Origin of the sequence: Corynebacterium guangdongense (assembly GCF_030408915.1) — a bacterium.
Classification (GTDB): domain Bacteria; phylum Actinomycetota; class Actinomycetes; order Mycobacteriales; family Mycobacteriaceae; genus Corynebacterium; species Corynebacterium guangdongense.
In genome coordinates this window covers 475772-488107 of record NZ_CP047654.1, presented here as the reverse complement: position 1 = coordinate 488107, position 12336 = coordinate 475772, and the positions used below count along the sequence as shown (strand labels likewise).

General features: G+C 67.9%; 12 protein-coding genes and 4 tRNA genes. 1 reads left to right on the top strand and 15 read right to left on the bottom strand.

Features of this window, described 5'->3' with window-relative positions:
• Positions 1 to 61: 61 nt before the first annotated feature.
• Complete coding sequence (solA, locus tag CGUA_RS02345; protein WP_290197313.1) at positions 62 to 1243, top strand: N-methyl-L-tryptophan oxidase; 1182 nt, start codon at positions 62 to 64, stop codon at positions 1241 to 1243.
• Between the two features lie 97 nt (positions 1244 to 1340).
• Here solA and rplL read toward each other — a convergent pair whose 3' ends face one another.
• The 15 genes from rplL to CGUA_RS02270 all read right to left on the bottom strand — a co-directional run bounded on the left by rplL (position 1341) and on the right by CGUA_RS02270 (position 12333).
• A complete protein-coding gene (gene rplL, locus CGUA_RS02340) occupies positions 1341 to 1724 on the bottom strand; it encodes a 50S ribosomal protein L7/L12 (RefSeq protein WP_290197311.1) in 384 nt (127 codons plus the stop codon).
• Positions 1725 to 1814: 90 nt separating this feature from the next.
• Entirely contained in the window at positions 1815 to 2342 is a 528-nt protein-coding gene (gene rplJ / locus CGUA_RS02335; protein ID WP_290197309.1) for a 50S ribosomal protein L10, read from the bottom strand.
• Positions 2343 to 2594: 252 nt separating this feature from the next.
• A complete protein-coding gene (locus CGUA_RS02330) occupies positions 2595 to 3188 on the bottom strand; it encodes a TetR/AcrR family transcriptional regulator (RefSeq protein WP_290197307.1) in 594 nt (197 codons plus the stop codon).
• Positions 3189 to 3198: 10 nt separating this feature from the next.
• A complete protein-coding gene (locus CGUA_RS02325) occupies positions 3199 to 3876 on the bottom strand; it encodes an ABC transporter ATP-binding protein (RefSeq protein WP_290197305.1) in 678 nt (225 codons plus the stop codon).
• Positions 3873 to 5018, bottom strand: a complete 1146-nt coding sequence (locus tag CGUA_RS02320; RefSeq protein WP_290197303.1) for an ABC transporter permease — start codon at positions 5016 to 5018, stop codon at positions 3873 to 3875. The genes CGUA_RS02325 and CGUA_RS02320 overlap by 4 nt, the downstream gene beginning before the upstream one ends.
• Positions 5019 to 5156: 138 nt before the next feature.
• Positions 5157 to 7097: a heavy metal translocating P-type ATPase gene (locus CGUA_RS02315; protein WP_310169412.1), complete on the bottom strand. Its 1941-nt coding sequence runs from the start codon at positions 7095 to 7097 to the stop codon at positions 5157 to 5159.
• A 16-nt stretch (positions 7098 to 7113) separates the two neighbouring features.
• Entirely contained in the window at positions 7114 to 8499 is a 1386-nt protein-coding gene (locus CGUA_RS02310) for a phytoene desaturase family protein (RefSeq protein WP_290197298.1), read from the bottom strand.
• 64 nt (positions 8500 to 8563) lie between these two features.
• On the bottom strand, positions 8564 to 9277 hold the full coding sequence (gene rplA / locus CGUA_RS02305; RefSeq protein WP_290197295.1) for a 50S ribosomal protein L1: 714 nt from the start codon (positions 9275 to 9277) through the stop codon (positions 8564 to 8566).
• Positions 9278 to 9383: 106 nt separating this feature from the next.
• Positions 9384 to 9812, bottom strand: a complete 429-nt coding sequence (rplK, locus tag CGUA_RS02300) for a 50S ribosomal protein L11 (protein WP_290197293.1) — start codon at positions 9810 to 9812, stop codon at positions 9384 to 9386.
• A gap of 189 nt (positions 9813 to 10001) precedes the next feature.
• Complete coding sequence (gene nusG, locus CGUA_RS02295) at positions 10002 to 10907, bottom strand: transcription termination/antitermination protein NusG (RefSeq protein WP_374725060.1); 906 nt, start codon at positions 10905 to 10907, stop codon at positions 10002 to 10004.
• Between the two features lie 151 nt (positions 10908 to 11058).
• A complete protein-coding gene (secE, locus tag CGUA_RS02290) occupies positions 11059 to 11391 on the bottom strand; it encodes a preprotein translocase subunit SecE (protein ID WP_290197289.1) in 333 nt (110 codons plus the stop codon).
• Positions 11392 to 11415: 24 nt separating this feature from the next.
• Positions 11416 to 11491 (bottom strand) — tRNA-Trp (locus CGUA_RS02285).
• Positions 11492 to 11595: 104 nt separating this feature from the next.
• Positions 11596 to 11669: transfer RNA gene (locus tag CGUA_RS02280), tRNA-Met, on the bottom strand.
• A gap of 22 nt (positions 11670 to 11691) precedes the next feature.
• A tRNA-Thr gene (locus tag CGUA_RS02275) sits at positions 11692 to 11764 on the bottom strand.
• A 486-nt stretch (positions 11765 to 12250) separates the two neighbouring features.
• Positions 12251 to 12333 (bottom strand) — tRNA-Tyr (locus CGUA_RS02270).
• Between the last annotated feature and the right edge of the window lie 3 nt (positions 12334 to 12336).

The following is a 12336-nucleotide window of genomic DNA, read 5'->3' as shown; positions in this document are numbered from 1 at the left end:
GCTGGGAAATGAACAGGTAAAATGATGATTTTCGGTTGTCTTCCTGGGAGGTTCCTCGGTCGTGTGGGATGCGGTAGTCGTGGGTGTCGGCGCGATGGGGTCGGCGGCGCTGGATCACCTGGCCCGGCGTGGCCACCGGGTACTGGGCCTGGAGCAGTTCACCCTCGCCCACGCCCTCGGTTCCAGCCACGGGGGTTCCCGCATGATCCACCAATCCTATTTCGAACACCCCGACTACGTGCCGGTGCTGCGCCGCGCCTATGAACTCTGGGACGACCTGGACGCCTGGCAGCGTGGGCACGGCGGTAACGGCCTTTTCTTCCGCACCGGCGGCGTCTCCTTCGGCCCGGCGTCCTCCGCCATCATCACCGGCTCACTGCTGGCCGCCCGCGATCACGGCCTGCCGTATTCCACCCTCTCGCTTGCCGACGCCCGCCGCAGGTTCCCGCAGTTCTCCCCCGCGGACACCGACACCGTCTTCCACGATGACACCGCCGGTTTTGTCATCCCGGAGGAGACGATCACCGCGCAGGTCGCCCGGGCGCAAGAGCACGGCGCGGAGGTCTGGGAGAACACCGAGGTGGTGTCCATCACCCCGACTGCCGGGGGCGTGACAGTGGACGTCTCCCGCGACGGCCGTTCCACCACGGTGACGGCGCGCAAGGCCGTCGTGACCGCCGGGGCCTGGACCCCTCGCCTCCTGGGCCAGCTCAATGTCCCGCTCACCGTGGAAAGGCAGCTGATGTACTGGCTGCGCCCCGCCGTCTTTGAGGCCGAGTTCCGGGACGGCCCCGTGTTCATCCACGACAACGGCACGGGCGAGCACATCTACGGATTCCCGTGGCTCGAGGGTGAGGTGCCCGGTGTGAAGGTCGCCGCGCACCATAACGGCCTGCCGACCTCGCCGGACACCCTTGACCGCACAGTCTCACCCGCCGAGGTCGCCGCACTGCGGGCCCGTCTGGCCCTCATCTCCCCCGCGCTTGCCGACGCGGAGTTCATCGACGCCAAGGCCTGCATGTACACCAGTACACCGGACAAGAACTTCGTCATCGGCAGAGACCCCCGGGCCGGGCACGAGAACGTCGTCCTCGCCTGTGGTTTCTCCGGCCACGGTTTCAAGTTTGCCCCAGCCGTCGGGGAGCTGCTCGCCGATCTGGTGGAGTCCGGCTCACTGTCCACCGGGGTCCCGATGTTCGACCCGCTGCGTTTTCCCGGGGTACAGGTCGCGGCAGGGCGCTGAGGCCCGGGCGGCGTCGGCCCGCCCCCGCCCCCGAAAGCCAGGAAATCCCCGCCCCGCGGAAGAACCGCGGTGACAGGGATTGACTGTGGAGTCGAAACTACTTGAGCTCGACGGAGGCGCCGGCCTCTTCCAGCTTGGCCTTGGCAGCCTCAGCGTCGTCCTTGGATGCACCCTCGAGGATGGCCTTCGGAGCGGACTCAACGAGCTCCTTGGCTTCCTTCAGGCCCAGGCCGGAGACGAGCTCACGGACGACCTTGATGACGCCGATCTTCTTGGCGCCGGCGTCGGTCAGGACGACGTCGAACTCGTCCTTCTCCTCAGCGGCAGCCTCGCCGGCGGCCGGAGCGGCAGCGGCGACGGCGACCGGAGCGGCGGCGGTGACGTCGAAGACCTCTTCGAACTCGGTCAGGAACTCGGAGAGCTCGATGAGGGTCATTTCCTTGAACTGCTCAATGAGCTCGTCCTTAGACAGCTTAGCCATGGTGGCTTCCTTTCCTGGGCCCGAATGTTCGGACCCGATGTGATGTGTGAATGTGGTTCCCGCGGCGTGCGCCGCGGGAGAACAGCGTGTTTAGTTCTCGCCCTCGGACTGCTTCTTGTCCTGCAGTGCAGAGACAGCGCGAGCAGCCTTGGAAGCGGGAGCGTTGAACAGGCCTGCGGCCTTCGACAAGTTGCCCTTCATGGCGCCGGCGATCTTCGCGAGGGTGGTCTCGCGGTTATCGAGGTCGGCGATGGCCTTGACCTGGTCGGCAGACAGAGCGTTGCCGTCCATGTAGCCACCCTTGACGACGAAGGCTTCGTGGTTCTTCGCGAAGTCCTTCATGACCTTGGCGGCGTCGACTGCCTCGCCCTTGATAAAGGCGACTGCGGTCGGGCCGACGAGGTGCTCGTCAAGGCCGTCAATTCCCTGCTCGGTGGCAGCGATCTTGATCAGGGTGTTCTTGGCGACGTGCAGGTCGACATCGAAGCCGAGGTTGCCACGCAGCTCTGCGAGCTGCTGGACAGTCAGGCCGCGGTACTCGGTGAGCACGATGGAGTCAGCAGCGCCGAAGCGCTCCTTCAGATCGGCGACCGATGCAATGTTCTTTGCGTTTGCCATGTCCTTTACGCCTCCTTCCCTTAATTGCTAGTGTGTGTCCGCCCGAGACGTAAAAACGCCCCGTGCAGGAGGCACAGGGCGTGATGGCGCGGGGCCCACTGACGTGAACCACAAGCACGATCCGCTGAAGTGTCGCCTGCGTGGGCCGGTCCAGGGTATGGACTCCTTCGATCTCCCCGTGGGGAGACGGCCGACGGTCTTCGGTGAAACTTGAGCACGGCGTTTAATCCGTTCAAACTTCGGGTGTTGACGTTAGAGCACCGACCCGGGATCCGCCAAATCCGTCTCGACGGCGGCCCGCGCCATGCGTTCCACCGTCAGCCTGACGACGGCCTCGTCCTCCCCGCGGTCCTGAACCAGCTCCGCCCCCCGCGCGATGGCCGCGTCGATCAGGTCGAAGGCCGGGCCGACGTCGCCGACCAGCTCAACCCGGGCCGGGCCGAGGGCGTCGTGCGCGGCGCGGACCCGCTCATCCGTGAACGCGTCGGGATACTGCTGCGCCGCCGCCATCAGGGGCCCGTGGCGACCGCTGAGGAAGAGATCGAGGGTGACGTTCACGTAGGCGGCGATCCGGTTCCCCGGCCCCTCGTCCACCGTTGTCACGGCCTCGCGCAGTGACCGGGTCCAGGCCGGGATGGCCTTGAGCAGCAGCTGAATCAGCAGGTCCTGCCGCGAGGAGGCGTACAGGTACACGCTCGACCGCGCCAGGCCCACCTCGGTGGCCACCTCGGCCAAGGACGGCATGGTGCCGTCGGAGGCGACGATCAGCTTCTCCGCGGCCTCGAGCACGGCCTGGTGCTGGGCCGCACGGTGTTCGGCGACCGATGGTTCCGAGATTCTGGGCATGTCCGGAATGCTACCGGGTCGCGGTCAGCGTTCCGTCCACCATTTCGAATACCCGGTCGCAGTGCTCGATGACCTCGAGGTCGTGCGTGACCATCACGCCCGCCACGTTGTGCCCGTGACACTCCTCGGCGAGAAGCCGCACGATCTCGTGGGACCGTTGCCGGTCCAGGGCGGCGGTGGGTTCGTCGACGAGCAGAATGTCCGGGTCCGCGACCAGGGCCCGGGCTATGCCGATGCGCTGGCGCTCACCGCCGGAGAGCGTCGCGGGGCGGTGGTTCGCCCGGTGGGCCATGCCGACGGCGTCGAGAAGCTCTTCGTTGCCGCGCCTGCCCCGCCTGCCGTGGACGCGGGCGGCCAGCTCGAGCTGGTCGCGGGCGCGCAGGGCGGAGGGCAGGTTGCCGGAGGACTGGAACACGAAGCCGACGTGCTCGCGCCGGATGCGCGCCAGGTCCCGGTCCGTGGCGTTGGCGACGTCCTCGCCCGCGATGGTGACCGCGCCGTCGTCGGGAGTGGTCAGTGCGCCTGCCACGGCGAGGAGCGTGGACTTGCCGGAGCCGGAGGGCCCGACGACGGCGATGAACTCCCCGGGCGAGACGCTCAGCGAGACATTGTCGAGGGCGTGGACCACCGAATCGCCGTCGCCATAGCTGACGCGGACGTGGTCGAGGATCAGTGCTGGTGTGCTCATCGGTTTTCTCCCAGTGCGGTCAGGGGGTTGGTACGGGTCACGCGGTAGATGGCGATCAGCCCCCCGAGCAGGCCGGCGAAGAACAGCATCGCGGCGCCCCCGACGATCGGGCCGGCCTCGGTCGAGTACGGCATCGGGGTGCTCTCCAGCCACAGGCCGAGGCCGACCGCGAGGCCGACGCCGACGGCGATGGACACCAGGAGAATGACCACGGCCTGGCCCAGGCTGTCACGCAGCAGGAAGCCGCGGGTCGCTCCGATCGCCCGCATGACGGCGATGTCACCCGCCCGCTGGATCGTCCAGACGAGGAAGAATGCGCCGGTCACCAGGGCGGTGATGATGTAGAGGAACCACTCGATCATCGACAGGGTCATCGTCTCCGGGCCGTAGCCGGGCGAGGCCTGGAAGCTTTCCTCCAGCGTCACCATGTCCAGCCCGGACGCGCCGTTGAGTTCGTCGGCGTCCGTGCCGTCGGTCTGCGCGACGATGACCGACGCCTGCCGGTACGCCTCGGCCGGGGCGGCCTCGCCCGGTCGGGCGCCGGCCTGGATCTCCTGCCAGACGTCCAGGGGGGTGTAGGCGATGTCGACGTGGCCGAAGGTGCGCTGGTCGTCGGTGAAGCCGAGCACGGTCAGCTCGGTGCCGAGCTGCTCCAGCGTGATGGTGTCGCCGACGGCCATGCCGGAGTCTGCCAGCGTGCCGGAGAGGATGACGCCGGGTTCGGTGTCGGTCGGTCGCCCCTCCGGGCGCTCGGGGCTGAGCTCGGGAAGGCCCCCCGGCGCGATGAAGGAACCGGGTTGCACGCCGAACAGGGTCAGGTCGACCGGGACGTCGTCCTGGTTGCGGCCGTTGACGATGGTCAACCCCAGCGGCGCGGCGCCGGTGACGCCGTCGGCGGCCGCCAGCGCGTCGGTCTCGGCGACGTCCACCGTGGAGCGGGTGAAGGCCGAGGAGATCTCGGTGTCCTTCTCGAAGGCGATGACCTCGGCGTCAAGGGCCTTGAGACCGGAGACCCCGTCATTGACCAGACCGGCGGTCAGGCCGGAGATCAGGACGATGAGGATGGACATCAGGGCGAGGACGACGCCCATCAGCAGGAAGCGGGTTCGCGCGAAGAGGATCTCGCGCCAGGCTAGAAACATGTGGCAGCTCTTTTGGGTAGTGGACCGGTAAGATGTGCCGACGACATGCATCGACACCGTGTCGATATCTTACCGACACGGTGTCGCCAACCTTTCGTCACCCCCTCCCCGCGCCCCCGGCCCCCTCACTTCCTCCCCTCACTCGTCGTCGAAGTCCGCCAGCGAGCCGCGGTGCATCGCCACGCGGGCGGAATTGAGGATCGCCCCGATGTCGATGACCTCCTGGAAGATGGCGCCGGCCAGCGGGGTGAGGACGCCGAAAACGGCGAGGATCATGCCGATGATCGACAGGCCCATGCCGCCGAGCGCGGACTGCAGCGCAATCCGGCGCATGCGGGCGGAGATGTGGAGAAGGTCGTCGAGGCGCTCCAGGGAGGAGTCGAGGATGACGGCGTCGGCGGCCTCGGAGGTCACGTCCGAGTCGGCGCCCATGGCGATGCCGACGCTGGCGGTGGCCATGGCCGGGGCGTCGTTGATGCCGTCGCCGAGGAACATCGTCTTGCCGTGCCGGTTGTGCTCCGTGACGATGTCGAGCTTGCCCTCCGGGCTCACGCCCGCGTGGACCTCGTCGATGCCGACGCGGCTGGCGAGGTACTTGACCTCCGATTCACGGTCCCCGGAGATGATCATCATCTTCTCCACGCCGTGCTTGCGCGGCAGGTGGGCGATGAACCGCTCCGCCTCGAGGCGGGGCGCGTCACGGAACTGGATGGTGGCGGCGTACTTCTCGTCGAGCAGCACCACCGACTCCATGCCGGCCGCGGTGCGCGGGATGACGGCCTCGCTCGCCGGGTCCATCCGGTACGCCGTCTTCCGGTTGCCGATGCGGATGAGCCTCCCGCCGACCTCCCCGGTCAGGCCCTGGCCGGGTTTCTCGGAGACCTTCTCGACGGCAGGGAGCGTCAGCCCCCGGGCCTGGGCCTCGTTGCGGATGGCGTCGGCGAGCGGGTGCCGGGAGTAGCGCTCGATGGAGGCGGCGGCGGCCAAGACCGCGTTCTCGTCGATCCCGGGCGCGACATGGATGCTGGTGATGGAGGGGCGGCCGTAGGTCAGGGTGCCGGTCTTGTCGAACATGATCGTCGTGACCTGTGAGGCGTTCTCCAGCATGCCCGGGTCGCGGACGATGATGCCGCGCTTGGCCGCCAGCGAGATCGCGCCGATGATCGCGACCGGGATGCCGATGAGCAGCGGGCACGGCGTCGCCACGACCACGACCGCCAGGAAGCGCATCGGGTCACCGGACACGACCCAGCCCAGGGCGCCCAGGGCGAGCGCGACGACCGTGTACCAGGCGCCGAGCCGGTCCGCCAGACGCCGCATCGGCGGCCGGTTGTCCTCCGCCTGGCGCAGGGTGCCGACGATCTGCGCGTAGCGCGAGTCCTGCGCATGCGCCGTCGCCACGATCGTCAGCGGCGTGTCGCTGTTGATCGCGCCCGACATGACCTGCGCACCCACCGACTTGCTCACGACGTAGGGTTCGCCGGTCAGATAGGACTCGTCCATCGAGCCGTGCCCCTCGATGACCTCGCCGTCCACCGGGGCCAGCTCATGGGGCAGGATGAGCAGCTCATCGCCCACCCGGATGTCCTCGACCGCGACGTCCTCGCCCGACCGCCGGTGCGCGATGGTCGGCGCTCGTTTCGCCAGCGCGTCAAGGGTGCCCGACGCACGCTTGGTCGCCGCCTCCTCCAGCGCCTCACCGCCGGAGAGCATGAGCACGATGATCGCCGCGACCAGCCACTCCCCCAGAATCACCGCGGTGATGATGGAGACCGCAGCCAGGGTGTCCGCGCCGCCCCGGGTACGCACGGCGTTCTTCAGGACGTCGATCAGCAGCGGAATGCCGCCGGCCACGACGATGACGACCAGCGGCCAGTCGCGCGCCCAGCCCGCCAGTCCGACGCCCAGCCAGAGGACCAGGTGAATCGTGATGGCGACGAGCGCCGCGAGGGTGATGAGGCCGTCCCGGGAACTGACGAAGAGCCGCCACGGTCCAGCCGTGGTGGTGGGGTGGGCGGCCGGGGGTGAGCTCGTGATGTCCATGACTCCATTGTCACAGAAAATATCCCGTCTGACCAGCAAGTTTAAGCTTGCCTTAGTTAAGGCTGCCTTGCTTATCGACGCTGGCGGCCCGCGCCGCCCAGTAGCCCGGCATTCCGTGCACGCCCGCCCCCGGGGGCGTGGCCCCCGACGCCAGGTAGAGCCCCGGCCCCAGGCGGTAGGGTTGCCGCAGCGCCTGGGCCCCGTCCATCGCCCCGCCCGCGATGTCACCGCCGACGAGGTTGGGGTTCCACCGCTCCAGCTGCTCCGGGCCGGAGACGGACCGGCGCACGACGCGGTCGCGGAAGTCGGGGGCGAAACGGGAGATCTGGTTCTCGATGGCCTGCGTGGCGTCCCCGCGGTAGCCGTGCGGCACATGGGCGTAGACCCACACCACCTGGCGTCCCTCCGGCGCCCGCGACGGGTCGGCCGCCTGCTGCTGGCACACCATGACGAAGGGCTTCTCCGGCATCCTCCCCCGCGCGGCCTCGCGTTCGGCGTGCTCGATCTCGGCGACGGTGCCACAGACGTGGACCGTGGTGGCCTCCCCGACGGCAGGGTCCGTCCACGGGACCGGGCCGTCGAGGAGGTAGTCGACCTTGTAGGAGGCCGTGCCGTAGCGCCACTTCCGCAGGCGCGGGCTCTCCACCCCGGGCAGGGCGAGCGCCTGCCGGGGGGTGAGGTTGAGGACGGTGACGTCGGCCGGCGGCAGATCCCGCAGGTCGGTGACATGGACCCCCAGGTGCAGTCGGCCCCCGTGCCCCTGCACCACGCGCACCAGCTCGTCAACGATTGCGCCGGTGCCGCCCTCGGCGACCGGCCACCCCCTGGTCATACCGAGGGCGCCGAAAAGCAGGCCGAACGCCGACGTGAAGGGGTGCGAGGGTGCGACGGTGGCGTGCACCGCGGACCCGGCCAGCAGGGCCCGGGCCCGGTCGGTGGACAGCCGCAGCCGGCCCAGCGCGTCCACCGGGAGCAGCGCCGAGGGCGCCAGGCGGAGCAGTCGCGCCGGGTGGGCCGGCCAGCGAATGGCCGGTCCCAGCAGGTTGGCCAGGTGCTCGTCGACGTGGGTGACGAGATCGGCGTGCAGGCGTCGCCACGCGGCGGCGTCCTCCCCGAGTCCCGCAGCGGTCTCCCCGAGGTCGCGGGAGAGGAGGGCGGCGGGGGCGTCGTCAAGCGGGTGCGCCATCGCGTACCTGGAGTGGAGCCAGTTGACCTCGAGCCCGAGCTCCCGGAACGCCGGACTGGCGGCGCCGAAGGGGTGCGCCGCTGCGCCGAGGTCGGTGACCGTCCCCTCCCCCAGCACGTCACTGGAACGCGCGGCGCCGCCGGGATGCGAGGCACGCTCGTAGACGTTGACCTCCCAACCGTCACGGGCGAGGAATGCGGCGGCGGTCAGACCGTTGGGGCCGGCGCCGATGATGTTAGCGGTGAGGGTCATGCTCCCCAGGATCACAAAACCCGCCTGCCGAAGGCAAGCGGGTTGAGTGGAATGCCAGTGAAACCTACGCGTCCTTGGAGGCGTAGTTCTTCTGGACGTGGGTGTCGACCGGGACGCCCGGGCCGTTGGTGGAGGAGACCGTGATCTTCTTCAGGTAGATGCCCTTGGCGGAGGACGGCTTCAGACGGTTGATCTCGTCCAGCAGCGCGCCGTAGTTCTCAGCCAGCTGCTCCGGGGTGAAGGAGGCCTTACCGATCAGAGCGTGCAGGTTGGAGGCCTTGTCGACGCGGAAGGAGATCTTGCCACCCTTGACGTCGGAGACGGCCTTGGCGACGTCGGCGGTGACGGTGCCGGTCTTCGGGTTCGGCATGAGACCACGCGGGCCCAGGACGCGGGCGACGCGGCCGACCTTGGCCATCTGGTCCGGGGTGGCGATGGCGACGTCGAAGTCGATGGTGCCGGAGGTGATCTGCTCGATCAGCTCTTCGGTACCGACGATCTCGGCGCCGGCTTCCTTGGCCTCGGTGGCCTTCTCACCCTCGGCGAAGACGGCGACGCGGACGGACTTGCCCGTGCCGTTCGGCAGGGAGACGGTGCCGCGGACCAGCTGGTCAGCCTTGCGCGGGTCGACGCCCAGACGCATGGCGACGTCGACGGTGGCGTCGAAGTTCTTGGAGGAGGTCTCCGAGGCCAGCTTGACGGCGTCGAGCGGGTGGTAGACGGCGTCGCGGTTGACCTTGGACGCGGCTTCCTTGAATGCCTTTGACTTCTTGGACATGAGTCAGGCCCTTTCTTGGTTGTGTGGTGTTAACGGGCGTGTGCTCTCCCGCCTGAGCGAGTTGGCGAGCTGGCGCCCTGCCACATGGTTGTGGAGGTGTCGGGAATTACTTCTCGACGGTGATGCCCATGGAACGGGCGGTGCCGGCGATGATGGCGGCGGCGTTCTCGATGTCGCGAGCGTTGAGGTCGTCCTTCTTGCGCTCTGCGATCTCCTTGCACTGGTCCCAGGTGACGGAGCCAACCTTCTGGGTGTGCGGGACGCCGGAGCCCTTCTGCAGGCCGGCGGCCTTCAGCAGGAGCTTGGCGGCCGGCGGGGACTTCAGCTTGAAGGTGAAGGAGCGATCCTCGTACACGGTGATCTCGACCGGAACGATGTCGCCACGCATGGACTCGGTGGCGGCGTTGTAGGCCTTGGTGAACTCGACGATGTTGACGCCGTGCGCACCCAGGGCCGGGCCGACCGGCGGAGCCGGGGTGGCCTGGCCGGCCGGGATCTGCAGCTTGATGAGGCCAGAGACCTTCTTCTTTGCCATCGGATTACCTCTTCCTTGGTACCGGGAACGCGCCACGATGATGACGGTTCCGGCCGGATGCCCGCAAACTCTGCGAGCCACCGGGGATGAAACGATTGAATGCGCGTGTGTGCACACGCGTCGGTAAACGATACGGCACACCCCGCCCACCCCCAAATCACTGTGGGCGGCGGCGGGGCGTGGCTCGTGCTAGCTGATCTTCTCGATCTGGTCGGCGGTCAGCTCCACCGGGGTCTCGCGCCCGAAGATCGAGACCAGTGCCTCGATGCGGCCGGTGACCGGGTCAATCGAGGAGATGGACGCGGCGACGGAGGCGAAGGCGCCGTCGAGGATGGTGACCGCGTCGCCGACCTCGAAGTCGTAGGCGAACTTCGGCTTCGCGTCCTCCTCCGGCATGGCGACGGCGAGTTCGCCGTCCTGGGCGACGCCCGGTGCGGCAGACTCCGCGGCACCCTCGGCCGGGGCGTCCTTCGGCAGCAGGAACTTGGCGACGTCACGGTGCTTGACCGGGGTGGCGTTGCCCTCGTTGCCCACGAAGCTGGTCACGCCCGGGGTGTCACGCACGACGGACCAGGAGGAGTCGTTGAGCTCCATGCGGACCAGGACGTAGCCCGGCAGCAGCTTACGCTTGACGATCTTGCGCTTGCCGTCCTTGATTTCGACGGCCTGCTCAATCGGGACCACGACGTCGTGGATGTACTCCTCGACCTCGAGGGTCTGCGCACGCATGTCGAGGTTGGTCTTCACCTTGTTCTCGTAGCCGGCGTAGGTCTGGACGATGTACCAGGTGCCCGGCAGCTTCTTCAGCTCGCGGGTGAACTCGCGCAGACGCTTGCGGTAGGCGGCCTCCTGATCCTCGGCGGAGGTGTCGCCCAGCGCGGCGGCCGCGTCGGCGAGGGCGTCGCCGGAACCGGCCTCGGCGTCCTCGGCGTCAGCGCTCTCGTCGACGACGGACTCGTCGACGGCCGGCTCGGTGGCCACGGTCTCGTCGGCGTTGGACACGGCGCTGGACACGTCGGTGTCGGGGATCGCGGGGGACGCGGCGTTCTCCCCGGTCTCAGAATCTGCGAAGGTCTCCGGGTTCTCGTTGTCGATCACGATTTTTCCTCACTGTGTGAACTGTGTGCTGGGCGGTTGCCGATGTCCGTACCTGCTCGACCTGTGGACAGGGGGATGCAGGTAATAAGTAATCCCGCCGACCGAGGGTCCGGTCTGCGGGATGAACATGTGATGGTCTCGAGTATAGCTACGGGACGAGGATTGCTTCAACTCCCATTGTGGCGAGCGTGTCGATGCCCCACACGAGTCCCGTCATGATGATCAGGAAGGCAAAGACGATCGTGGTGTAGTTGATCATCTCGCGGGTGGTCGGCCAGACGACCTTGCGCATCTCGGCGACGACCTCGCCCGGGAAAGCAGCGACCCCACCGCCCGGTCGGTCATCATCCGTGTTCTCCGGACGGACCTGACGCTTGGCCTCATAGGCGGCGGTGGAGGTGGAGGCAGTGCTGTCCCCGGAAAGCTGGCGCTTTCCGGTGGGACGAAGGACGTCCTTCTCGTTCGTCTTATCGTCGCTCACTAGCACTCCTCATACTGGAAACTCTGGCAGGGGCGACAGGACTCGAACCTGCAACCTACGGTTTTGGAGACCGTTGCGCTACCAATTGCGCCACGCCCCTTCGGGTACCGCCGCAAAGCGGTACGAGCTACCTTACCAGAGACGTTGTGGCGTGGACCCTGTCCACCGCCTCCGGCGGGAGAAGGACCCTTGGGCGGGTCCCGGTAGCGGTGGAGAGACTTGAACTCTCGACCTCGCGATTATGAGTCGCGCGCTCTCACCAACTGAGCTACACCGCCACAGTCCTTATTCAAAGAACAGAGCCCCCTAGCAGAATCGAACTGCTGACCTTTTCCTTACCATGGAAACGCTCTACCGACTGAGCTAAGGGGGCGTAGCTTCTTTGTCACTGTCCGCGGCAGAACTTGTCTGTTCTGTGCGGGCCGCTCCGTTGAAGCCTTAAGAAGATTAACCCGAAACCGTTTTACAACACAAATCGGCAGCTGAACGCGGGTTTTGCCCACTCCCGGGAGGCCGATCGGACACCCGTTTCGTCGATGGGCGCCGTGCCGCCACAGTCGCGCGCCGGCCGGGGCCCGGCCCCACGGCCATCGGACCCCGGAGCACCGCCACCCCTCGGGACAGATCCACGCCGCACCACCCGCCACCGTCGGCCACGCGGGACGGACACCCGCGGCCGCAGGCCCCTTCCGGACCCCGAATTCCCGCCGGAGGACCCCGGGACCGTCGGCGGCGACCCACACCCTCCAGGGCCCGGCCGGGAGGCGAGCGCCGTGTCCCGCGCACGTCGGCCGGGGCGCGTCACGACCGCGCCGGAAAAGGAGAACACCCACCAGATTTCTCTGGTGGGTGTTGATTGTGCCAGGTAGAAGATTCGAACTTCTGAAGGCGTACGCCGGCGGATTTACAGTCCGCTTCCTTTGGCCACTCGGACAACCTGGCAAG

What these genes read in the sequence shown, in the direction of transcription:
- CGUA_RS02330 (WP_290197307.1), bottom strand. Translation starts at nt 3,188, where the DNA reads ATGCCCAGAATCTCGGAACCATCGGTCGCCGAACACCGTGCGGCCCAG.
- CGUA_RS02325 (WP_290197305.1), bottom strand. Translation starts at nt 3,876, where the DNA reads ATGAGCACACCAGCACTGATCCTCGACCACGTCCGCGTCAGCTATGGC.
- CGUA_RS02320 (WP_290197303.1), bottom strand. Translation starts at nt 5,018, where the DNA reads ATGTTTCTAGCCTGGCGCGAGATCCTCTTCGCGCGAACCCGCTTCCTG.
- CGUA_RS02310 (WP_290197298.1), bottom strand. Translation starts at nt 8,499, where the DNA reads ATGACCCTCACCGCTAACATCATCGGCGCCGGCCCCAACGGTCTGACC.
- rplL (WP_290197311.1), bottom strand. Translation starts at nt 1,724, where the DNA reads ATGGCTAAGCTGTCTAAGGACGAGCTCATTGAGCAGTTCAAGGAAATG.
- rplK (WP_290197293.1), bottom strand. Translation starts at nt 9,812, where the DNA reads ATGGCAAAGAAGAAGGTCTCTGGCCTCATCAAGCTGCAGATCCCGGCC.
- rplA (WP_290197295.1), bottom strand. Translation starts at nt 9,277, where the DNA reads ATGTCCAAGAAGTCAAAGGCATTCAAGGAAGCCGCGTCCAAGGTCAAC.
- rplJ (WP_290197309.1), bottom strand. Translation starts at nt 2,342, where the DNA reads ATGGCAAACGCAAAGAACATTGCATCGGTCGCCGATCTGAAGGAGCGC.